Origin of the sequence: Nocardia sp. CA-084685 (assembly GCF_050955785.1) — a bacterium.
Classification (GTDB): Bacteria; Actinomycetota; Actinomycetes; order Mycobacteriales; family Mycobacteriaceae; genus Nocardia.
Genome location: NZ_CP192094.1, coordinates 7,108,993 through 7,130,286 on the forward strand (window position 1 = coordinate 7,108,993; position 21,294 = coordinate 7,130,286).

The window sequence follows — 21,294 nt, forward strand, 5'->3', positions numbered from 1 at the left end:
TTATCGAATCCGGCTGTACTTCACGAAGGCGACGCCGTCCTCGAACACCCGGCTGGTGATCACCCGGAAGCGGGCCGCCTCGGGCAGGCGCGGACCGGAACCGAACAGCGAACGGCCACGGCCGAGCACTACCGGATACAGCTTCAGGAAGATCTGGTCGATCTCCGGCAGCAACACCTGCGCCAATTCCCCGCCGCCACACAGCCAGATCCCGAGTCCATTGTCCCGCTTCAACTCTCGCACGGTGGCGAGCGGATCGCCCGAGATGAGCTCAACCGACGGATCCGGGCTCTCGGGCAGCGTCGTCGATACGACGAATTGACGCAGATGCGAATACGGGCTGGAGGTTCCGGTCCGCACGCCGAAATCGTGAGTCTTGCGACCCATCAGCACGGTGTCGAAGTAGCGGTTGCGCTGATCGATGCCGAGGGACTCGCGCACTTTCGTCGGCAGGGTCTCGGGGTACTGCGCGGTGATCGCCGGGCCGTGATCGCCACCTACCGGGAAGAAGTCGACCGACCCCTCCTCGGTGGCGATGAACCCGTCGATAGTCGAAGCGACGTAGTAGGTGAGCTTGCGCATAAGTCCTTCCTCCACGGCCGGTCGGCTTCGGCGGAACCGCCTAAAAGAACGGTAGCTCGCCAACTCTAACGGCGACGGGGCTTCGGTTGGCAGCGCGGGCAGGAGTAGGAAGAACGATTCATGAACTTTTCCCGCAGGATGGGTGCACCGCAGCGACGGCAGGGTTCGTCCTCACGACCGTAGACCGCGAGCGAACGTTCGAAGTAGCCGGATTCGCCGTTGACATTGACATATAACGCGTCGAACGAGGTGCCACCGGCCGCGAGCGCCTCTTCCATCACCACACCGACCGCCGTGAGCAGCGTGCGCACGGCGGGTCTGGTCAGACCGGATGCGAGCCGGTTGCCGTGGATCTCGGCCCGCCACAGCGATTCGTCGGCATAAATATTGCCGACGCCGGAGATCACGGTCTGATCCAGCAGCACCCGCTTGATCTCGGTTTGTTTGGCGCGCACCACGGCCACCACGGCCTCGGGGTCGTAGCGCGGGTCGAGCGGATCCCGGGCGATATGCGCGACGGGCTCTGGCACGAAGGTGCCGTCGACCTCGACCAGCGGTGCGAGCGCCCAGCCGCCGAATGTGCGTTGATCGACGAAGCGCAATTGCGTGCCGTCGTCGAGGGTCGCGAGGATATGCGCGTGCTTCTCCACCGGAGCATCGGCGGGCCGAATCAGCATCTGCCCGCTCATGCCGAGATGGACGACCAGGGAGGTATCCGGATCGTCGAAGGTGAGCCACAGATATTTGCCACGTCGCTCGGCCGCGACAACCCGCAGCCCCTTCAGCCGGGCCGTCAGATCGTCCGCACCCTCGAGATGACGGCGCACCGACCTGGGATGGGTCACTGCGACGGATTCGACGACCCGCCCGACAACATGTGCGGCCAGTCCGCGCCGGACCACCTCGACCTCGGGTAGCTCTGGCATGAGGACTCCTAATCGACATGAGGAGGTGGACCGCACTGCCAACCACCGCGCGCGAGCCTTACCAGCATCGTTCGCGGCCCGTCTCGCGTCCGAGTGCCCGAAGCGCATGCGACGAAGTCGCGAGTCTCGGCCGTTCGCACGCGAGACACCAGGGGGCCGTGCACACGCAGCGCCGCAGGCACCGCAAATCAGATGCTGTCGGTCAGCGCCTGATAGGCGGCGCCCGCGGCCTTCTGCTCGGCTTCCTTCTTGGAGCGGCCGACGCCCTGACCGTACGGACGACCGCCGATCACAGTGGTCGCGGTGAATTCCTTATCGTGGTCGGGGCCCGTCGAGGTGATCTCATAGCTGGGCACACCGAGGCCACGTTCGGCAGTGAGCTCCTGCAGACTGGTCTTCCAGTCGAGTCCGGCGCCCATCCGGGGGCCGCGCTCGAGCAGGTCGGCGAACAGGCGCAGCACCACCTCGCGCGCGGTATCGATACCGTGCTCGAGATGGACCGCGCCGAGCAGCGACTCCATGCCATCGGCGAGAATGCTCGGCTTATCCCGGCCGCCGGTGAGCTCTTCGCCCTTACCGAGCAGCAGATGCACGCCGAGGCCGCCCTCGCCGAGCCCGCGCGCCACCTCGGCGAGCGCGTGCATATTCACCACGCTCGCCCGCAGCTTGGCCAGTTCGCCCTCGGACTTGTCCGGGTGCTCGTGGTAGAGCCGCTCGGTGATACTCAGGCCGAGGACCGAGTCGCCGAGGAATTCCAGACGCTCGTTGGTCGGCAGCCCGCCGTTCTCATACGCATACGACCGGTGCGTCAGCGCCAGTCGCAGCAGATCGGCCCGCACGTCGACGCCGAGCGCCGCGAGCAGGCTCGCATGTTCTCCGGACGCGCCGGGTTCGTCCTTGCTGGCGGTCACGTCTATACGACAGGTCGAACGATCAGACAGCAGCGGTGACCTGGCGGCCCTTGTAGGTGCCGCAGGAGGGGCACGCGATATGCGGCAGCGTCTTCTCGCCGCAGGCGCGGTTCGGGCACGTGATCAGGGTCGGCGCGGTGGCCTTCCACTGGCTGCGCCGCGACCTGGTGTTGGAACGGGACATCCGGCGCTTGGGAACGGCCACGACTACTTCTCCTCTTGTCCTATTGCTTGCCGGTACGGCAGCACTGTCTCGGTCTTAATGGTCTGTGTTGGTTGCACCCGAATCGGGGCTGCCATTGCCGGGCGACTCGGCGGCGAACTTCGCCAATCCGGCCCAGCGAGGGTCAAGTATCTCATGCCCATGGCCGGAACCCGCAATCGCCATCCGGACACCGCATTCTGGGCACAGGCCCGCGCAGTCCGGAGTGCACAGCGGCTGCAGCGGGAGTTCGAGTCCGATCGCGTCGGTGATCACCAGTTCCAGGTCGATCTTGTCGTCGACGATGCGGTAGATCTCGTTGTCCTCGGTGGTCTGCTCGGTCGCACTGTCCGGGTAGGCGAACAGTTCGGTGAGCTGAATTTCCACGGTGTCGGTGAACGGTTCCAGGCAGCGCGCGCACTCCCCCGCCGTCGGCGCGGCGACCGTTCCGGTGACGAGCACACCCTCGGACACCGCTTGCAGTCGCAGATCGAGATTCACTTCGGCGCCCACCGGAATGGCGATCAGGTCCAGCCCGACCCGCTCGTCGGCGGTGACGACGCGATGCAGTTCCTTCATCGTGCCGGGGCGACGGCCCAGGCTGATGACATCCAGCACGAATCCGGCGTCCGGCGCGCGACGCGAGGCCGAACGATGGCGCGAATCGGGACCGGAACGGGCGGACATCACGAACTCACTTCACATTCGAGGGGAAATGGGCAACCACTCCACAATACGCGAGGGCAAGGCCAGCGCCCAAACTGTCAGCGGCGGTAGTCGGCCGTGTAGTCGGGAGCGCCCGCACCGGAGCGCAGTTGGTGACGTCCGCCGCGCACGGTCCGCAGGGTGGAATTAAGGGTCTCCTCGAAGTCGGCGAGCCTGCTGTCGACATAGTGGTCGCATTCGTCGCGCATCCGGTCGGCCTCTTCGTTCGCGCGGTCGATCAATCTGGCTGATTCGGCATGTGCGGCACGCACCACTTCGGTCTGCGCGACCAAGCGATCGCGCTCGACCACGCCCTCGGCGACCGAACGGTCATAGGAGTCCTTACCCGCCTCGATCATCCGCTCGGATTCGATACGGGCGCGACCGGTGACGGCCTCGAATTCGGCATTGCCGTCGGCGACGATGCGGTCGGCCTCGGCCTGCGCGGTATTCACCAGGTGCTCGGCATGTGCGCTGGCCTCGGCGACCATGCGATCGGCGTGGGCCTTGGCGTCGGCGAGAATGCGGTCGGCTTCCTCGCGGGCCGATCCAATGGTCTGGTCAGCCTGGTCATTGGCGGTGGTCACGGTCTTCTCGGCGGCGGCGCGAGCGTCGGAGACGATCTTGTCGCGATGATCGAGCACATCCTGGGCATCGTCGAGTTCGCCGGGCAACGCATCGCGCACGTCGTCGAGCAGTTCGAGCACGTCCCCGCGCGGCACGATGCAGCTGCGGGTCGGCGGGATGCCGCGCGCTTCTTCGACGATGGCGACCAACTCGTCGAGGGCTTCGAATACGCGATACATGCTCCTACCCCACTCTCCTGCAGACCTACGGCGAAACTCTCCGCCGTCAGCCCAGTGTGCCCCTCGTCACGGCTCCTGCCGAGTCACCCACCGGTGTGTCGTGTAGGTGTCTCGTACGCCACAAAAACAAGTGGAGGATATGCCTCCACTTGGTGCTACATTTATCCATGAAGGTCGAAAAACAAGATCTTCTTAAGCGGATCGCAGGCCCTGACCGGGACTGTGGAGATAGAGGAGGCCGACCGGGCGGATTGCGATAACCATCGCGGTTGTCCGTACCGAAGGCTCGTGTGGGATCGGAAAGACAATGACCGTACTGGAACTACCGCGGACGGCGGTTCTGCCGACAAGCAGTCTGTACACGCCGTGGGTGGGACCGTACCCGGTGCTGCAGTCGGCGACTGCAGCTCGGTTCGCCCAGTTGATGCAGTATCTGCGTGGCGACCGCGCGCTCGCTCAGCTGATCCGCTTCGCCTTGGTCGGCGGTTCCAGCAATGTCGCCTATGTCCTGCTGTTCTTCGCGATGCACGGCGTCGGCCCCCTGGTCGCCAATATCGCGGGCTCGGTCGTGAGCACCGTGATCGCCAACGAAATGCACCGTCAACTCACCTTCCACGCGGCGGGGCGGGTCGGCTGGTTCACCGCACAGTGGGAGGGTGGTGGGCTCGCGCTGGTCGGACTCGGGATCACCACCGCCGCACTCGCCGCGCTCGAGGTGTGGATGCCTGGTATGGGCGGTACGTTCCAGGCCGCGGCCATTCTGGCCATCACCGCTGCGGTGGGCGGTATGCGCTTCCTCGCCCTGCGCGGGTTGGTCTTCTGAGCTTTTATCACGAGTCCGCCCCGGTTCTTCGGAACCGGGGCGGATTTCGTTGGGGCGTTCAGCCTTTGCGTTCCGCGAGGCGATCGAGCAGGCGCTTGTGGACGGCGGCCGGAAGCATATCGGTGACATCGCCGCCGTAGGTCGCCACTTCCTTGACCAGTGAGCTGGACAGGAAGCTGAAGGCCGGGTTGGGGGCGATGAAGAAGGTGTCGACGCCGCTGAGCTTCTTGTTCATCTGCGCCATCTGCAGTTCGTAGCCGAAGTCGGTAGCATCGCGCAGACCCTTGACGATCGCGCCGATGCCCTCCTGCTTGGCGAAATCCACCAGCAGCCCCTGCCAGGAATCCACCCGGACATTGGGCAGGTGCGCGGTGGCCTCGCGCAGCATCTCCATGCGCTCCTCGACGCTGAACATCCCCTGTTTCTTGGGATTGATCATGACGGTCACCACGACCTCGTCGAACTGGGCTGCGGCCCGCGCGAAGACGTCGATATGTCCATTGGTCACCGGGTCGAACGAGCCCGGGCACAACGCTTCTGCCATGGACAGACGGTATCAGGAGGCCGGATCGTGGCCTCGAATGCCGCGATGGCGGAGTTACTCCGGGGCGAACTCGGCTAGTTCGATGCGGGTTTCGCCGTACTTGCGCGGCTTGGCGGGGATATAGCCTGCGGGCCAGACGATCTCGGGTGAGCGGATGGAACGCTCGACTACGACGAGGGCGTCCGGTGCCATCCAGTCGTGTTCGGCGAGGGCGCGTAGGTCGGCGGTGACCGTCGCGGTGTCGACGTCGTAGGGCGGATCGGAGAAGACCACGTCGTACTTTCCCGCGCCGCCGCCCGCCAGGACGGTGGCGACGGAGCCGATGCGGAGTTCGGCACCCGGCAGACCGAGGTCGGCGATATTGCCGCGCACGATGGCGGCGGCCTTGCGGTCGAACTCGATGAGTAGGGCGTGGGTGGCGCCGCGGGAGAGGGCCTCCAGGCCCAGTGCACCGGACCCGGCGTAGAGGTCGAGTACACGGAGGCCGTCGAAATCGATGCGGGCGTCGAGGGCGCTGAACAGGGCCTCGCGCACCCGATCGGAGGTGGGGCGGGTGCCCGCGGGCGGGACGCGTAGCCGGCGCCCGCCCGCGGTACCCGCGACGATCCGGGTCATTCGGCCGCGGACTCGCGCACCGTGAGTTCGACCAGCAGGTCACCGCCTTCGACCTGCTGTACCTTGCCGATCGCGACGCGCCCGACGATGCCCCCGCGCGGCGCGGTGATCGCTGCCTCCATCTTCATCGCCTCGATGGTGCCGACGGTATCGCCCGCCGCGATCGAATCGCCTTCGGACACGGCAAGTGTCACCACACCGGCGAACGGGGCAGCGATATGGCTCTGGTTGTTCTTATCAGCCTTCTCAGCGGCCGGGATATCGCTGGCGATGGATCGGTCGCGCACGGCCACCGGGCGCAGTTGGCCGTTCATGATGCACATGACCGTGCGCATACCGCGCTCATCGGGTTCGGAGATGGCCTCCAGTCCGATGAGCAGGGTGACGCCCTTCTCCAATTGCACACGGTGTTCCTCACCGCGGCGCAATCCGTAGAAGAACTGGTTTGCCGACAGGCCCATGGTGTCGCCGTACTTTTCCCGGTGGGCGAGGAATTCGGCGGTTGGGCCGGGGAACAGCAGCCGGTTGAGCGTGGCGCGGCGCTCTTCGGAGGAACCGGCGAGTCCGGCTTCGTCCGCCGGGGTCAGCGCGGTCTCCGGCTTGGCCGCGCCGCGCCCGGCCAACGCCCGACTGCGGAACGGCTCAGGCCAGCCGCCCGCCGGATTGCCGAGTTCGCCACGCAGGAAACCGATTACCGAATCCGGAATGTCGTAGCGGCCCGGATCGGCGGCGAAACTTTCGATGTCGACACCGGTGCCGACCAGTGCGAGCGCGAGGTCACCGACCACCTTCGAGGACGGAGTGACCTTGACCAGACGGCCCAGCAGTCGGTCTGCCGCAGCGTATTTCGCCTCGACCTCTTCGAAGCGGTCACCGAGACCGAGCGCGATGGCTTGCTGACGCAGATTCGACAGCTGACCGCCCGGAATCTCGTGGGTGTAGACCCGGCCGGTCGGCGCGGGCAGCCCGGATTCGAAGGGCGCGTATACCTTTCGCAGCGCCTCCCAGTACGGCTCCAGATCACAGACGTTCTGCAGGTTGAGACCGGTGTCGTATTCGCTGTGCGCCGCGGCCGCCACGATCGCGGAAAGCGCTGGCTGAGAAGTAGTTCCGGCCATGGCGGCACTCGCACCGTCGACCGCGTCCGCACCGGCCTGCCAGGCGGCGAGGTAGGTGGCCAGCTGACCGCCTGGAGTGTCGTGGGTGTGCACGTGCACCGGCAGGTCGAAGTTGCTGCGCAGCGCGGAAACCAGGGTCGCGGCAGCCGGGGCGCGCAACAGACCCGCCATATCCTTGATGGCCAGCACATGCGCACCCGCGTCGACGATCTGCTCGGCGAGCTTGAGATAGTAGTCGAGGGTGTAGAGGTTTTCGTCCGGGTTGGACAGATCGCCGGTATAGCTCATCGCGACTTCCGCGATGGCCGTACCGGTTTCGCGCACCGCATCGATGGCCGGGCGCATCTGATCGACATTGTTGAGCGCGTCGAAGATACGGAAGATGTCGATACCGGTGTCGGTCGCCTCCTGCACGAACGCGCGCGTCACCTGCTCCGGGTACGGCGTGTAACCGACCGTATTCCGTCCGCGCAGCAGCATCTGCAGACAGATATTCGGTACCGCCTCGCGCAGTGCCGCCAGCCGCTCCCACGGGTCCTCGAACAGGAAGCGCAGCGCCACATCGTAAGTCGCGCCGCCCCAAGCCTCGACGGACAGCAGCTCCGGTGTCAGACGCGCGACATGTCCGGCGACACCGAGCAGACCATTGGTGCGCACCCGAGTGGCCAGCAGCGACTGATGCGCATCACGGAAGGTGGTATCGGTGACCCCGACGGCCTTCTGCTCACGCAGCGCCTGCGCGAAGCCTTCGGGGCCCAAGCGCAGCAGCCGCTGACGGGAACCGTCCGGCGGCGGCACGCTCAGATCGATGGCGGGCAGTTTGTCGTGCGGATACACCGTCGTCGGACGCTCACCGTGCGGCTTGTTGACGGTGATATCGGCGAGGTAGTTGAGGATCTTGGTGCCGCGGTCGGCTGAACCGCGCAGGGTCAGCAACTGCCGGCGTTCATCGATGAACGAGGTGGTGACCCGGCCCGCCCTGAAGTCCGGATCATCCAGCACCGCGAGCAGGAACCCGATATTGGTGGTGACGCCGCGGATGCGGAATTCCGCGAGCGCACGGCTGGCGCGCGCCACCGCGGCGGGCAGATCGCGGCCGCGGCAGGTGAGCTTGACCAGCATCGAGTCGAAGTAGGCGCCGATTTCCGCGCCCAGGTTCGCGCCGCCATCGAGACGAATACCCGCGCCGCCGGGGGTGCGGTAAGCGGTGATGCGGCCGGTGTCGGGGCGGAACCCGTTGGCCGGATCCTCGGTGGTGATCCGGCACTGCAGGGCCGCACCGCGAATGGCGACCTTGTCCTGGCTCAGGCCGAGCTGCTCGAGGCTCTCCCCCGCAGCGATGCGCAGCTGGGACTGCACCAGATCGACATCGGTGATCTCCTCGGTCACCGTGTGCTCGACCTGGATACGCGGGTTCATCTCGATGAAGACGTGGTTGCCGCGCTCGTCGAGCAGGAATTCGACAGTGCCCGCGCAGCTGTAGCCGATCTGGCGAGCGAAGGCCACCGCATCGTTGCAAATGCGCTCGCGCAGTGCGGGATCCAGATTCGGGGCGGGCGCGAGCTCGATTACCTTCTGATGGCGGCGCTGCACCGAACAGTCCCGCTCGAACAGGTGCATGACATTGCCGTGCTGATCGGCCAGGATCTGCACCTCGATGTGGCGCGGGTTGACCACGGCCTGTTCCAGAAAGACGGTCGGGTCACCGAAGGCCGACTCCGCCTCGCGGGACGCGGCCTCGATCGATTCGCGCAACTGTGCCGGATCGGCGACCCGGCGCATACCGCGCCCACCGCCGCCCGCGACGGCCTTCACGAAGATCGGATATTCCAGGTCCTCGGATGCGGCCAGCAGTTCGTCCACATCGGCGGAAGGGGCGCTGGAGCGCAGCACCGGCAGCCCCGCCGCTCGTGCCGCCTCGATCGCGCGGGCCTTGTTACCAGCCAGTTCGAGCACTTCGGCCGATGGACCGATGAAAGTGATGCCCGCGCGGGCGCAGGCCGCCGCGAGGTCCGGGTTCTCCGACAGGAAGCCATAACCGGGGTAAATGGCGTCGGCACCCGCGGACTTGGCCGCCTCGATGATCGCCTCGATCGACAGGTACGCCCGGACCGGGTGCCCCTGTTCGCCGATCTGGTAGGACTCCGCGGCCTTCAACCGGTGGACCGAGTTGCGATCCTCGTACGGGAAGACCGCAACCGTCCCGATGCCGAGTTCGTAGGCCGCTCGGAAGGCGCGGATGGCGATCTCGCCACGGTTGGCAACCAAGACTTTCGAGAACATTGAACTAAGGTACCCGTCCCGGAATCGTGGACTGACAGGGAAGTCACTTTCGCAGGAATCTTCACAACCGGTCCTAGCATGCTTGCGAAGTTGTGTTCATACCGCTGACACATAGCTGTGTTATTTGGCCGCGGCTTCGCCGCGGCGTGTTCGCGGCCCCCTGTGTCTCGCGTCCGAGCCGTCGAGACTCGCGCCTCCGGCGCATGCGCTTCGACGGCTCGAACGCGAGACGGACCGCGAACGATCGCTCGCAAGACTCGCTCCGTTGCGGTTGCTGGTAGCAGGGCATTCAGCACCCACTGCACGCATACCAGATGGTTGTGTCCCGCGCCTGCGAGTACATGCGCTCCAACGACACGAACGCGAGACGGACCGCGAACGGTCGCGCAAGCATCTCGCTCCGTGGTAGACGCCAGTGCTTACTGGCGCACGCAAAAGGGATGGCTGAACAGACTATGCTGGTCGACGCAGCTGGTTCGCCGTGCGTAGACGAGATGGAGCCCCGTCGTCGCGTTACGGAGTCGAGTTCGCGGATCGGGTAGCCGGTGCGCGGATGAGAGGGAACCCGGTGAGAATCCGGGACTGTCCCGCAGCGGTATGCAGGAACGACCGCCGTCATCAGCACTGGGCAAGCCGTAGCGACTTCGGTCAGCCCGGGAAGCGACGGCCAGTAGGTGAGCCCCGTACGGGGTCGGCCAGAAGGCCCGTGCCCGCAAGTCCGAAGACCTGCCAGCCGTGTCGGATACGCCGTATCCGGCGGCCACCGCCTCGTGGATTGGGCGCGCGGATCTCTGGTGTGATTGTCGGGCTCCGTCGGTGCACCGGCACGTCACTCGGTCTCCGCTAGCTCGTAGGGCGATGGTCTTCGATCTCAGCACTGGAGAAATTCGTGACTGTTACACATAACCCGTTCACCGCGACGGTTCTCGGTCTCCCGCGGGTGGGGCCGCACCGTGAGCTCAAGCGCGCCACCGAGTCCTACTGGGCCGGGCGAATCGACGCGGCGCGACTGCACGCGATCGCCGCTGACCTGCGCCGCGATCAGCTGACCGAATTGCACAGCGCCGGACTGGATTCCATCCCAGTCGGCACCTTTTCCTATTACGACCAGGTGCTCGATACCGCCGTGCTGCTCGGCGCGCTGCCGCCCCGGGTCGCCGGTATCGCCGATCCGCTGGATCGCTATTTCGCGGCGGCACGCGGCACCGACACCGTCGAGCCGCTGGAAATGACCAAGTGGTTCGATACCAACTACCACTATCTGGTGCCGGAAATCGGTCCGGAGACGGTGTTCTCGCTGCAGCCATCGAAGGTGCTCGATGAGTTGCGGGAGGCGCTCGCACTGGGGGTGCCCGCGCGCCCGGTGGTGGTCGGGCCTATCACCTTCCTGAAGCTGGCCAAGGCGACAGGCGGTGCGGCACTGGATCGCCTCGATGAGCTGGTGCCGCTCTATCGGGAGCTGTTGCGGCTGCTGGCCGTGGCGGGCGCGGAGTGGGTGCAGCTCGACGAACCCATCTTGGTCACCGATCTGAGCGCTGACGAGTTGGAACTCGTACGGCGCAGCTACGCCGAGCTGTCCCGCGCGACGGATCGTCCCGCACTGCTCGTTGCCACCTACTTCGGCAGGCCGGGTGCGGCGTTGAGCGCCTTGGCCGAGACCGAAATCGAAGGTATCGCAGTGGATTTCACGGCTGAAGTCCCCGATATGGTGCCCGAGCTGATGGACAAACTGCTGGTGGCGGGTGTGGTCGACGGACGTAATGTCTGGCGGGCCGATCTGGACAGTGCTTTGGCGACGCTCGGCACGCTGGTGGGATGTGCGAAATCCATTGCGGTGTCGAGTTCCTGCTCGTTGCTGCATGTGCCTTACACCTTGGCGAGCGAAACCGGCCTCGACCAACGGCTGCGTTCGTGGCTGGCGTTCGGCACGGAGAAGGTCGCGGAGGTGCGGTCACTCGCGACCGGACTGCGCGCGGGGCCCGAGGCGATCCGGGATGAATTGGCAACGGTCCGTGCCGCTCTCGCGACTAGGGGCACCGATCCTCGTTCGAACAATTCGCAGGTGCGGGCGCGGCTGGCCACGCTGGGTCCCGAGGCAACTCGACGGGCTCCCGCGGACCAGCGGCGGACGTTGCAGGCCGAGCGGCTGGGGCTGCCATCGCTGCCGACGACGACCATCGGCTCATATCCACAGACCTCGACGATCCGACTGGCGCGTGCGGCACTGCGCAAGGGCGAGATCGACCAGGCCGAGTACGTGCGACGGATGCGGTCCGAAATCGCGGATGTCATTGCGCTACAAGAGAAACTCGGCCTGGACGTGCTGGTGCACGGCGAGCCGGAGCGCAATGACATGGTGCAGTACTTCGCCGAGCAGCTCGACGGATTCGCCGCCACCGAGGCGGGTTGGGTGCAGTCCTACGGCACCCGTTGCGTGCGGCCGCCGATTCTGTTCGGGGATGTGGCGCGGCCCGCGCCGATGACGGTGGATTGGATAAGCTACGCGCAATCGTTGACCGATAAGCCGGTCAAGGGCATGCTGACCGGCCCGGTGACGATTCTGGCTTGGTCGTTCGTGCGCGATGACCAACCATTGGCGGATTCGGCACGTCAGGTGGCGTTGGCGATCCGGGACGAGACGCTCGATCTGCAGGCCGCGGGCATTCGGATCATCCAGGTCGACGAGCCCGCACTGCGGGAGCTGCTGCCGCTGCGTGTGGCTGATCAGGGCGAGTACCTGGATTGGTCGGTCGAAGCGTTTCGGTTGGCAACCTCCGGGGTGTCGGATGCCACTCAGATCCACACCCATCTCTGCTATTCGGAATTCGGTGAGGTCATCGATGCGATCGCCGGATTGGATGCCGATGTGACCTCGATCGAGGCGGCGCGCTCGCATATGGAGGTGCTCGACGATTTGACTGCCGCTGGCTTCGATCTCGGTGTCGGACCGGGGGTGTACGACATCCACTCACCCCGGGTGCCGAGTGTGGAGGAGATCACCGCCGCCCTGCGTGCCGCACTGAAGGCCGTTCCCGCCGAACGACTTTGGGTCAATCCGGACTGCGGATTGAAGACGCGTGGGCCGGTCGAGGTGGAGGCGTCGTTGCGCAATCTCGTCACAGCCGCGGCCGCGGTGCGCTAGCCGGATAGTGCGCTCGCCCTCTCGAAACGGGAGGGCGGGCGCGCTCGCCAGGGTTCGCGCCCGTCCCGCTGTTGGCCCAACGGTGTCCACGCCGAACTCGACAGTGGCCAGGTCGTCCTATGCGAACACCCGACCGCGCGATCGACCACATCCGCACACGACCACGCCGCCCGATAGCGCGGTGTGGTCGCCGCGCTATCGGGCTGCCTGTCAATGAGATTCGGTCCCGGGGAACGGCCGGAGCCGACGGCGCGGCGTGTACCGCTCACAATTCTCACCGTTGCGCACCATCGGCCGCATGCGCGACCGCGCGCTCACTCCCCGCCGCCAAACCGTATGACATCCCGAGCAACGATCCATGCGTAACCCCTCCTCATACGTCGCCATCGATATCACCCCCGATGTCCTATTCGACGCAGGGGCGACCGATTCGGTTCCGCCGTTTCCTCGGTTATCGGTCCGCGGGCTCGTTTCCGAAGGCGCGGTTGATGGCGGCCATATCGAAATAGTCGCGCCAGGCAGTGATGGCGCCGTTGGCGACTTCGAAGACGCCCACGACCGGCAGCGGCGTGTCTTTGCCGAGGCCGCGCAGGATATCGGTGCGTTCGTTCATGACGATATTCCCGGCGGCAACCTGGTGGTGGACGTCGAATTCAATGGATTCGAAGGTGTTGAGGAACCCGGCGATGAAATCGCGGATAGCGGCGCGGCCGTTGATGGGTTCCATCGGAATGTTGTGGTAGACGGCGTCTTCGGCGAAGAAGGCACTGATCCGGTCCGGGTCGGGATCGGCCCAGCTACGGCACATGGCGGTGACGATTTCGTCGGGGCTCGGCATTGAAGTTCGCTCGCTTCCTTGTGCCGATGCGATCGGGCACATCGGTCGATTCGATCGCACCGATTACACCAAACAATCGCTTGGTTGCGCCAGGATCAGCCCGCGATCAGCAGTTCGCGTTGCGGTACTCCGACATATTCGGATAGCGGGCGGATCAGGGCATTAGCGGCGGACTGCTCGATGATGTGGGCGGTCCAGCCGGTGATGCGACTCAGTACGAAGATCGGCGTGAACATCTCGATATCGAAGCCCATCAGGTAGTAGGCGGGTCCGGCCGGGAAGTCGAGGTTGGGGTTGATGCCGGTGGCCTCGGCCATGGCCTGCTCCAATGCGGTGTACATGCGCGACCAGCGCTGCCCGCCGGTCACCTGCACGACTTGGTCCAGGGCTGCTCGCATAGTCGGCACCCGCGAGTCGCCGTTGGTGTACACGCGATGTCCGAACCCCATCACCTTCTGTTTGCCGGACAACTTGGCGCGCAACCACTCCGCAGCACGTTCGGGCTCGCCGATTTCGAGCATCGCGCGCATGACAGCCTCATTCGCACCGCCGTGCAGTGGCCCCTTGAGCGCACCGATCGCGGCGGTGATCGCGCTGTACATATCCGATCCGGTCGAGGTGACCACCCGCGCGGCGAAGGTAGAGGCGTTGAAACTGTGCTCCGCGTACAGGATCAGTGAAGTCTCGAAAGCACGCACGACGCGCGGATCCGGCATTTTGTCGAAGCACATGTTCAGAAAATTCTCGGCGAAACCAAGATGGGAGTGTGGCGCAATAGGTTCCAGTCCACGACGGCGGCGCATGTCAGTGGCGACAACTGCGGGCAGCACCGCGGCAAGCCGCAGCGCCTTCGCCAACGATGCCCGATCACCCTGTGCGGCATCGAGTTCCGCATCCTCCGCGCCGAGATAGCTGACCACGGTCCGGACCACATCCATCGGATGACAGTTCTGCGGCATCGTCTGAATGAGCGACAGTATCGACCGATCGATGCGCCGCTGTGCGCGTTCACGTTGACACAGCAGTTGGAGTTGGGCGGCATCGGGAAGTTCGCCGTACCACAGCAGATATGCGACCTCCTCGAAGCTGCAGTGCCGCGCCAGATCCTGCACGGCATAGCCGCGATAGGTCAGCGAATTCGTCTCGGGTACAACCTTGGAGATGGTGGTGGTATCGACCACCACCCCGGCCAAACCCTTTTTGATCTCAGTCATCGTTTACTCACTCACGGTGAAATCGAAGATTCCGGAATCGAAGTCGTTGTACTGCTGATAGTCGAGCAATTCGTAGAGCCGCGCCCGGTGCTGCATCTGCCCTACCAGCCCGGATTGTGTTCCGGTGGCTGCGATTTCACGCAGGCCGCGCTCGACAGCGAACATCGCCAGGCGCAGCGTGGTTACCGGATAGATGACGGCGTTGTAGCCGAGATCCGCCAACGTGCGAGCCGACAGCAACTCCGACTTGCCGAACTCGGTCATATTCGCGAGCAACGGAATATCCACTGCCGCACGGAACTTCGCGAATTCGGAGGCATCGGCCAGTGCCTCGGTGAAGATGAGGTCGGCCCCCTCGTCGGCATAGGCCCTTGCGCGATCGATCGCCGCGGCCAGCCCCCGCGTCTCCCGCGCATCGGTACGCGCGCAGACGATGAAATTGGGGTCGCGTCGGGCCGAGACCGCGGCACGCACACGACGGACCATCTCATCGACCGGGACCACGGCCTTGCCGTCGAGATGACCACAGCGCTTCGGATTCACCTGATCCTCGATATGGCACCCCGCCAGTCCAGCATCCTCCAACAGTGTCACCGTGCGTGCCGCATTCATCGGCTCGCCGAAGCCGGTATCGGCATCGATCAGCACCGGCAGGTCGGTTACTCGCGCGATCTGCTGTCCCCGCGCAGCCACCTCGGTGAGGGTGGTCAGGCCGATATCCGGCAGTGCGAGTTCGGCCGATACCACCGCGCCGGAGACGTAGACGCCGTCGAAGCCGAGTTCCTGAATCAGCTTGGCCACCAGAGGGTTGAATGCTCCCGGCCAGCGCTGGATTTGTCCGGAGACCAACCCGGCGCGCAGCGCCAGGCGCTTATCGGCCGGGCTCGTGGCAGCGGCGAGCAGTCCTGTCACCGCGGCCACCGTCCTAGGCTGAGCCCATGAGTGCAGCATCGCGCAGCGAATCCACGAGGAATGGGCCCGAGGATCGTCCCCTGCGCTATCGACTGATCACCGGCGTCGACGACGCCGCCTTCTGCGAACGGATCAGTGGTTTGCTCGACCGGGGCTACCTGCTGCACGGATCGCCGGCCGTCACCTTCAACGGCACCGATGTGATCGCCGCGCAGGCGCTGATCTGGGGCGGGGAGTAGGACCGACATCAGAAGATCCCCTCGCGCACCTGCGGTGCCCGCTCGATAACCTCGGGCGACACGGTGAACGTCAGCTGATCCAGTTCGCCAGGGGCCAACTCCGCTGTGCGCTGCGCCGCGTCGAGGAACCGGTCCTGCTCCGCAGGATCGATCACGCCCTCGGCCAGCGAGCGGAACTTAGCGATGTACTGCTCGCGCGCGAACGGCCGCGCGCCCAGCGGATGCGCATCCGCGACGGCGAGTTCATCGCCAATCGTCTCGCCGCTGTTCAGCGTCACCACCGCCCGGGCCCCGAAGGCCTTCTCGTTCGGGTCGGTGGCGTGATAACGGCGCGTCCATTCCGGATCCTCGACCGTCGAGATCTTGCGCCACAGCGCGACAGTATCCGCCCGACGTGCGCGCTCGGGTGCGTAGGACCGCTCGTGATGCCAGCCGCCGTCCTGTAGCGCGACCGCGAATATATAAGGAACGGAATGGTCGAGAGTCTCGCGGCTGGCGTGCGGGTCGAACTTCTGCGGATCACCGGAACCGGTGCCGATGACCACGTGCGTGTGGTGGCTGGTATGCAGCACGATGGTGGCGATCTGATCGAGATCACCGATGCGCGCGCGCATCCGACGTGCGAGATCGATGGGCGCTTGGCTCTGATATTCGGCCGAATGCTCTTTGGTGTAGCTGTCGAGGATCGCCCGCTTCGCCTCACCCGGGCCCGGCAACGGCACTTGATATTCGGCGTCCGGCCCACCGAGCAGCCAGGCGATGACACCGTCCGCACCCTCCCAGATCGGTGCGGGTGCACCCTCGCCGCGCATGGCCCGGTCGACCGCCTCGACCGCCATCTTCCCAGCGAATGCCGGGGCATACGCCTTCCAACTCGAGATCTCGCCCTTGCGGGATTGGCGGGTGGCGGTGGTGGTGTGTAACGCCTGCCCGATCGCCTGATAGATCGTCTCGGTCCGCAGGCCCAGCAAGGTCCCGATGCCCGCAGCGGCCGATGGGCCCAAATGTGCGACGTGATCGATCTTGTGCTCGTGCAGGCAGATTCCACGCGCCAGGTCGATCTGGATCTCGTAACCGGTGGCCAGGCCACGGATCAGCGCGGCGCCACTGCGACCGGTGTGCTGGGCGACGGCGAGGATCGGCGGAATATTGTCGCCCGGATGCGAGTACTCGGCGGCGAGGAAGGTGTCGTGAAAGTCCAGCTCACGCACCGCGACGCCATTCGCCCACGCGGCCCACTCCGGCGAGACCCGGCGTGGCGCGCCGAAGACGATGGCGCCCGACCGGCCGGGTCGCGGTGCATACGGCTGTGCGAGTGCCTGCGCCCGCGCATTCATCACCGGGCGACGGACCAGGGCGGCCGCCGCGACGGCGGCATTGTCGATGATCCGATTCACGATCATCGCGCTGACTTCGGCGGTCACCTCGACCGGATCGACGGCGACCTCGGCAATTCTGGTGGCCAAATGTTCTGTGCGTGGAAAGGCCGCGGCGGCGGCGCGAGCGCGTACGATGTGGGTCTTCATCCATCCTCCGGTTCCAGGCGGGCCAGCGGCTCTTCTTCGCACGCTACGCAGGATTGAACTTCGGCAAAATCCCTTGCAAAAGCAGATTTCTGCGGGCGAGAATCCTTCATTTTGCGATGATTGCGAATTGCGAGGGCTACCATCTTGCGGTGCGCAAGATGTACGCGGGCGCCCGACTGAGACGGTTGCGCGAGGAACGGCGGATGACCCAGGCGGCACTGGCGAAATCCCTGGATCTATCGCCCAGCTACCTCAATCAGCTCGAGCGCGATCAGCGACCGCTCACCATTCCGGTGCTGCTGAAGCTCAACTCCACCTTCGACCTCGACGTGCAATTTTTCGCCGCCGACTCCGATGCCCGGCTGGTCTCGGATCTGCACGAGGTACTGGTGGATGCGGCGGGCGGTGACAGCGCGCCACTGACAGAGGTGGAAGAGCTGGCGACGCGACTTCCGGAGGTTTCTCGAATCGTCGTCGCGATGCATCGGCGATTGCGCGCCGCGACCGATCAACTCGATCTGCTCTCCGCACGGGTGGCCGCTCCTGCTGGCGCACCCGGCGTGCCCATGCCGTATGAGGATGTGCGGGATTTCTTCTACGACCACCACAATCACATCGCGCAACTCGATCATGCGGCCGAACAGCTCTTCGAGGAGTGCGGTCTCAGTATCGGGTCGCTCGATCGGCAACTCGCCAGGGTGGCCGAGGAGCGCGCGGGAGTCACCGTGCTGGTGCGCGGCGACGGCGCGGATCCGTCCATCCCGAAACGGCATTACGATCCGGACAGCCGCACGCTGACGCTGGCGCGGCGATTGCGTCCCGGACAGCGCGCATTTCAAATCGCCACTACCCTCGGTTTTCTGCTGTTCGGCAAGGATTTGGATGCCGTACTGGCCGAAACACCGTCGCTCACCGGCGAATCCAAGACATTGGCGCGGATCGGATTGGCCAATTACTTCGCGGGCGCACTGGTCCTGCCGTACGGCCGCTTTCTGCGGTCGGCGGAGGAACTGCGCTACGACGTCGATCTGCTCAGCCTGCGTTTCGAGGTCGGCTTCGAAACCATCTGCCACCGGTTGAGCACCTTGCAGCGGCAGGGACAGCGCGGCGTTCCGTTCTTTCTGGTCCGCACCGACCGAGCGGGCAATATCTCGAAACGCCAGTCCGCCACGGCCTTCCATTTCTCCCGGGTCGGCGGTAGCTGTCCGCTGTGGGTGGTGCACGAGGCCTTCGCCAATCCCGGCCGCATCCTCACCCAGATGGCGGCTATGCCGGACGGTCGCCGGTACCTCTGGATCGCGCGCACCGCACTGGCGGGCCCCCACGGATTCGGCACCGCGACAAAGGACTTCGCGATAGGCCTGGGTTGCGATATCGAATACGCCGACAGATTGGTGTACTCGAACGGACTACAACTCGATAGTCCGGCCGCGGCGGTGCCGATCGGCGCGGGCTGCAAGGTCTGCGAGCGCCCCTCCTGCCCGCAGCGCGCCTTCCCTCAAATCGGCAGCCCCCTCGCAGTCACCGAATACACCAGCACCGATCTCCCCTACCCCCGAGTCCTGCGCTAGCCGGGCAATTCATAGCCATGCAGGCAAACGCCGAGAGGGCCGCTTCACCAGCGCGTTCTCGATCAAGACTTCGCCAGGTACTCCAGGCGTTCGGCGTCTACGGCGGCGTGCATCATGGTGGCCAGGCCCGGGTGGCGGCGCAGGCCAGGATCGGATTCGACTACCTGGCGGGCGAGGTCTTGGGCGGCGGTGATGACTTCGAGGTCGTCGAGTAGGGAGAGCAGGCGCAGGGAGCGGGCGGTGCCGGATTGGGCGGCGCCGAGGACGTCGCCTTCGCGGCGTTGCCGCAGGTCGAGTACGGCGAGTTCGAAGCCGTCGGTGGTCGCGGCGACGGCGTCGAGGCGCGCCATGGCGGTGCCGGTGGGGCCCGCGTCGGTGATCAGCAGGCACAGGCCAGGATGCTTGCCGCGACCGATGCGGCCGCGCAACTGATGTAGCTGACTGACACCGAAGCGGTCCGCGTCCACGATGACCATGACGGTCGCATTCGGGACGTCGACGCCGACCTCGACGACCGTGGTGCAGACGAGCACGTCGATGTCGCCGTCATTGAATGCGCGCATGACCTGGTCTTTTTCATCGGTCGGGAGCCTGCCGTGCAGCAGGCCGACGCGCACGCTCGCGAGCGGACCGGTGCGCAGCATGTCGAAGACCTCGAGCGCGGCGGCCGTGGTGGGACCTTCCTTCTCCTCGGCCTTACCGGACTTCTTGCCGTTGCGGCCCTTACCATTCTCCTCGTCGTCGCCGATGCGCGAGCACACCACATAGGCCTGCCGTCCAGCGCCGACCTCCTCGAGGATGCGCTCCCAGGCGCGGTCGACCCAGTTCGGATGCTGTTTGCGCGGCACCACCTTCGACACGATCGGCGAGCGGCCGCGGGGCAGCTGGGTGAGGGTCGAGGTCTCCAGATCGCCGAGGGTGGTCATGGCGATGGTGCGGGGGATCGGGGTCGCGGTCATCACAAGTAGATGCGGGCTGGTACCGGCTTTCGCCTTGGCGCGCAACGCATCCCGCTGTTCCACACCGAACCGATGCTGTTCGTCGACGATCACCATGCCGAGATCGAAGAACTCCACCGCGTCCTGGATGAGCGCATGGGTGCCGATCACGATGCCCGCCTCGCCGGTGACCGCATCCAGTAGCGCGGCCTTCTTCGCCGCCGCCGACATCGAGCCGGTCACCAGCACCACCTTTGTCGCGTTGTCGGCGGCGCCGAGTTCACCCGCGGTGCCGAGATCGCCGAGCATCGTTCGCAGTGACCGATAGTGTTGGGCGGCAAGAACTTCCGTCGGTGCGAGCAGTGCGCATTGCTGACCTGCGTCGACCACCTGGAGCATGGCGTGCAGTGCGACGATGGTCTTGCCCGAACCCACTTCGCCCTGCAATAGCCGGTGCATCGGATGGCTGCGTGCGAGATCGTCGGAGATCTCCGCGATCACCTTTTGCTGTCCATCGGTCAGTTCGAAGGGCAGGCGGGTATCGAAAGCGGCTGCGATACCGTCGGATCGGGGGGGACACGGCCGGGCCGTCCGCGCCTCCGCATCGTGTCGCCGCTCGGCGAGCACCAGTTGCAACGCCAGCGCCTCATCGAAACGCAAACGCTGCCTGGCCTGTTCGATATCGGACTTGCGTTCGGGCAGGTGGATCAGGCGCAGCGCGTCCGAGATCTTCAGCAGCCCGCGGTCCTCGCGCAGGTCACTTGGCAGTGGATCGTCGATCGGATCGAGTTGGTCGAGCACCTGCCGGACACAGGCGAGCAGATCCCAGCTCTGCACCTTGGCGGTCGCGGGATACACCGGAATGTATTCACGTTCGAAGAACGAGACATCCACTCCGCCTTTACCTTTCGCGCTCTGCGCCAATCCGCGCAAGGCGCCGCCGCCACGCACCGAGGTGAGGCTCTCGATCGAGTCCTCTTCCTTCTCGGGCAGGATCAGATAATCGGGATGTGCGAGGTTCCAGCGGTCCGGGCGCCACCAGTGCACGGTGCCCGACATCATGGCCCGGACCCCTTCGCGGACAAGGTAACTCACCTTGTCGCCGTTGAAGAAGGTGATATCGATCGGGGCGACCGAACCGGTGTCGAGGGCGACCTTGAGCAGTCGGCCCCTGCGGTTCTTCATCGGGCGCAGTTCGGTTTTCGTCACCCTGCCGATGACGGTGATGTGCGCACCCTCCTCGGGCTGCTCCTGGGTGAGCGGCTGCCCCTGAGTGGCATAGCGTAATGGGTAGTGCCGCAACAGATCCTCGACGGTGTGCATGTCGAAGGCATCGGCAAGGGGCTCGGCCGCCTTCACGCCGAGCAGGTGGTCCAGCCGGTCGCTGAGTGTCGCCATA

The 21,294-nt window shown here is 65.5% G+C and carries 18 protein-coding genes and 1 riboswitch; of the genes, 4 read left to right on the forward strand and 14 right to left on the reverse strand.

Annotated features, from left to right (window positions below; genetic code table 11):
- The 6 genes from ACQP2U_RS31590 to ACQP2U_RS31615 all read right to left on the reverse strand — a co-directional run bounded on the left by ACQP2U_RS31590 (position 1) and on the right by ACQP2U_RS31615 (position 4,132).
- Complete coding sequence (locus ACQP2U_RS31590; RefSeq protein WP_433710789.1) at positions 1 to 582, reverse strand: dihydrofolate reductase family protein; 582 nt, start codon at positions 580 to 582, stop codon at positions 1 to 3.
- 65 nt (positions 583 to 647) lie between these two features.
- The gene (mutM, locus tag ACQP2U_RS31595; RefSeq protein WP_433710790.1) at positions 648 to 1,508 is read right to left on the reverse strand and encodes a bifunctional DNA-formamidopyrimidine glycosylase/DNA-(apurinic or apyrimidinic site) lyase; all 861 of its coding nucleotides are present in this window, start codon (positions 1,506 to 1,508) and stop codon (positions 648 to 650) included.
- A 188-nt stretch (positions 1,509 to 1,696) separates the two neighbouring features.
- Entirely contained in the window at positions 1,697 to 2,419 is a 723-nt protein-coding gene (rnc, locus tag ACQP2U_RS31600) for a ribonuclease III (RefSeq protein ID WP_397032390.1), read from the reverse strand.
- Positions 2,420 to 2,441: 22 nt separating this feature from the next.
- A complete protein-coding gene (gene rpmF / locus ACQP2U_RS31605) occupies positions 2,442 to 2,624 on the reverse strand; it encodes a 50S ribosomal protein L32 (protein WP_014987105.1) in 183 nt (60 codons plus the stop codon).
- Positions 2,625 to 2,678: 54 nt separating this feature from the next.
- Positions 2,679 to 3,308, reverse strand: coding sequence for a YceD family protein (locus ACQP2U_RS31610; protein ID WP_433710791.1), 630 nt, complete (start codon positions 3,306 to 3,308; stop codon positions 2,679 to 2,681).
- A gap of 77 nt (positions 3,309 to 3,385) precedes the next feature.
- A complete protein-coding gene (locus tag ACQP2U_RS31615) occupies positions 3,386 to 4,132 on the reverse strand; it encodes a DivIVA domain-containing protein (RefSeq protein WP_433710792.1) in 747 nt (248 codons plus the stop codon).
- A gap of 307 nt (positions 4,133 to 4,439) precedes the next feature.
- On the opposite strand from ACQP2U_RS31615, the gene ACQP2U_RS31620 reads away from it, so the two are divergent.
- Positions 4,440 to 4,955, forward strand: a complete 516-nt coding sequence (locus ACQP2U_RS31620; protein WP_397032395.1) for a GtrA family protein — start codon at positions 4,440 to 4,442, stop codon at positions 4,953 to 4,955.
- 58 nt (positions 4,956 to 5,013) lie between these two features.
- Here the strand turns inward: ACQP2U_RS31620 and coaD are convergent, their stop codons facing one another.
- The 3 genes from coaD to ACQP2U_RS31635 are packed head-to-tail and all read right to left on the reverse strand — an operon-like array spanning position 5,014 to position 9,515.
- Complete coding sequence (coaD, locus tag ACQP2U_RS31625; protein ID WP_433710793.1) at positions 5,014 to 5,499, reverse strand: pantetheine-phosphate adenylyltransferase; 486 nt, start codon at positions 5,497 to 5,499, stop codon at positions 5,014 to 5,016.
- A gap of 54 nt (positions 5,500 to 5,553) precedes the next feature.
- The gene (gene rsmD, locus ACQP2U_RS31630; RefSeq protein WP_433710794.1) at positions 5,554 to 6,114 is read right to left on the reverse strand and encodes a 16S rRNA (guanine(966)-N(2))-methyltransferase RsmD; all 561 of its coding nucleotides are present in this window, start codon (positions 6,112 to 6,114) and stop codon (positions 5,554 to 5,556) included.
- Entirely contained in the window at positions 6,111 to 9,515 is a 3,405-nt protein-coding gene (locus tag ACQP2U_RS31635) for a pyruvate carboxylase (protein WP_433710795.1), read from the reverse strand. Before ACQP2U_RS31635 ends, rsmD begins: the two co-directional genes overlap by 4 nt.
- Before the next feature lie 519 nt (positions 9,516 to 10,034).
- Positions 10,035 to 10,263: riboswitch (cobalamin riboswitch) on the forward strand.
- Between the two features lie 141 nt (positions 10,264 to 10,404).
- Between ACQP2U_RS31635 and metE the strand changes: the two genes are divergently transcribed.
- Entirely contained in the window at positions 10,405 to 12,657 is a 2,253-nt protein-coding gene (gene metE / locus ACQP2U_RS31640; protein WP_433710796.1) for a 5-methyltetrahydropteroyltriglutamate--homocysteine S-methyltransferase, read from the forward strand.
- Positions 12,658 to 13,108: 451 nt separating this feature from the next.
- On the opposite strand, the gene ACQP2U_RS31645 is transcribed toward metE, so the two are convergent.
- The 3 genes from ACQP2U_RS31645 to prpB all read right to left on the reverse strand — a co-directional run bounded on the left by ACQP2U_RS31645 (position 13,109) and on the right by prpB (position 15,621).
- Positions 13,109 to 13,495, reverse strand: a complete 387-nt coding sequence (locus ACQP2U_RS31645) for a nuclear transport factor 2 family protein (RefSeq protein WP_397032405.1) — start codon at positions 13,493 to 13,495, stop codon at positions 13,109 to 13,111.
- A gap of 95 nt (positions 13,496 to 13,590) precedes the next feature.
- Positions 13,591 to 14,709, reverse strand: a complete 1,119-nt coding sequence (locus ACQP2U_RS31650) for a bifunctional 2-methylcitrate synthase/citrate synthase (RefSeq protein ID WP_433710797.1) — start codon at positions 14,707 to 14,709, stop codon at positions 13,591 to 13,593.
- Positions 14,710 to 14,712: 3 nt separating this feature from the next.
- A complete protein-coding gene (gene prpB / locus ACQP2U_RS31655) occupies positions 14,713 to 15,621 on the reverse strand; it encodes a methylisocitrate lyase (protein ID WP_433716641.1) in 909 nt (302 codons plus the stop codon).
- 26 nt (positions 15,622 to 15,647) lie between these two features.
- On the opposite strand from prpB, the gene ACQP2U_RS31660 reads away from it, so the two are divergent.
- Positions 15,648 to 15,860 carry a DUF1737 domain-containing protein gene (locus ACQP2U_RS31660; RefSeq protein WP_433710798.1) on the forward strand — a complete coding sequence of 71 codons (213 nt, stop codon included), beginning with the start codon at positions 15,648 to 15,650 and terminating at the stop codon, positions 15,858 to 15,860.
- Between the two features lie 8 nt (positions 15,861 to 15,868).
- Here ACQP2U_RS31660 and ACQP2U_RS31665 read toward each other — a convergent pair whose 3' ends face one another.
- Positions 15,869 to 17,386: an MmgE/PrpD family protein gene (locus ACQP2U_RS31665; protein ID WP_433710799.1), complete on the reverse strand. Its 1,518-nt coding sequence runs from the start codon at positions 17,384 to 17,386 to the stop codon at positions 15,869 to 15,871.
- Between the two features lie 149 nt (positions 17,387 to 17,535).
- Here ACQP2U_RS31665 and ACQP2U_RS31670 point away from each other — a divergent pair, with 149 nt between their 5' ends.
- Positions 17,536 to 18,957 (forward strand): short-chain fatty acyl-CoA regulator family protein, encoded by a 1,422-nt coding sequence (locus tag ACQP2U_RS31670; protein WP_433710800.1) that lies wholly within the window; start codon positions 17,536 to 17,538, stop codon positions 18,955 to 18,957.
- Positions 18,958 to 19,019: 62 nt separating this feature from the next.
- Here the strand turns inward: ACQP2U_RS31670 and recG are convergent, their stop codons facing one another.
- The gene (recG, locus tag ACQP2U_RS31675; protein WP_433710801.1) at positions 19,020 to 21,293 is read right to left on the reverse strand and encodes an ATP-dependent DNA helicase RecG; all 2,274 of its coding nucleotides are present in this window, start codon (positions 21,291 to 21,293) and stop codon (positions 19,020 to 19,022) included.
- Position 21,294: the final 1 nt, after the last annotated feature.

Excerpts from the sequence above, each read along its gene's own strand:
- ACQP2U_RS31615 (WP_433710792.1), bottom strand. The coding sequence starts at position 4,132 with ATGTATCGCGTATTCGAAGCCCTCGACGAGTTGGTCGCCATCGTCGAA.
- ACQP2U_RS31650 (WP_433710797.1), bottom strand. The coding sequence starts at position 14,709 with ATGACTGAGATCAAAAAGGGTTTGGCCGGGGTGGTGGTCGATACCACC.
- rsmD (WP_433710794.1), bottom strand. The coding sequence starts at position 6,114 with ATGACCCGGATCGTCGCGGGTACCGCGGGCGGGCGCCGGCTACGCGTC.
- coaD (WP_433710793.1), bottom strand. The coding sequence starts at position 5,499 with ATGGCAGAAGCGTTGTGCCCGGGCTCGTTCGACCCGGTGACCAATGGA.
- ACQP2U_RS31635 (WP_433710795.1), bottom strand. The coding sequence starts at position 9,515 with ATGTTCTCGAAAGTCTTGGTTGCCAACCGTGGCGAGATCGCCATCCGC.
- ACQP2U_RS31610 (WP_433710791.1), bottom strand. The coding sequence starts at position 3,308 with ATGTCCGCCCGTTCCGGTCCCGATTCGCGCCATCGTTCGGCCTCGCGT.
- ACQP2U_RS31620 (WP_397032395.1), top strand. The coding sequence starts at position 4,440 with ATGACCGTACTGGAACTACCGCGGACGGCGGTTCTGCCGACAAGCAGT.
- ACQP2U_RS31660 (WP_433710798.1), top strand. The coding sequence starts at position 15,648 with ATGAGTGCAGCATCGCGCAGCGAATCCACGAGGAATGGGCCCGAGGAT.
- ACQP2U_RS31590 (WP_433710789.1), bottom strand. The coding sequence starts at position 582 with ATGCGCAAGCTCACCTACTACGTCGCTTCGACTATCGACGGGTTCATC.
- ACQP2U_RS31645 (WP_397032405.1), bottom strand. The coding sequence starts at position 13,495 with ATGCCGAGCCCCGACGAAATCGTCACCGCCATGTGCCGTAGCTGGGCC.
- ACQP2U_RS31665 (WP_433710799.1), bottom strand. The coding sequence starts at position 17,386 with ATGAAGACCCACATCGTACGCGCTCGCGCCGCCGCCGCGGCCTTTCCA.
- recG (WP_433710801.1), bottom strand. The coding sequence starts at position 21,293 with ATGGCGACACTCAGCGACCGGCTGGACCACCTGCTCGGCGTGAAGGCG.
- mutM (WP_433710790.1), bottom strand. The coding sequence starts at position 1,508 with ATGCCAGAGCTACCCGAGGTCGAGGTGGTCCGGCGCGGACTGGCCGCA.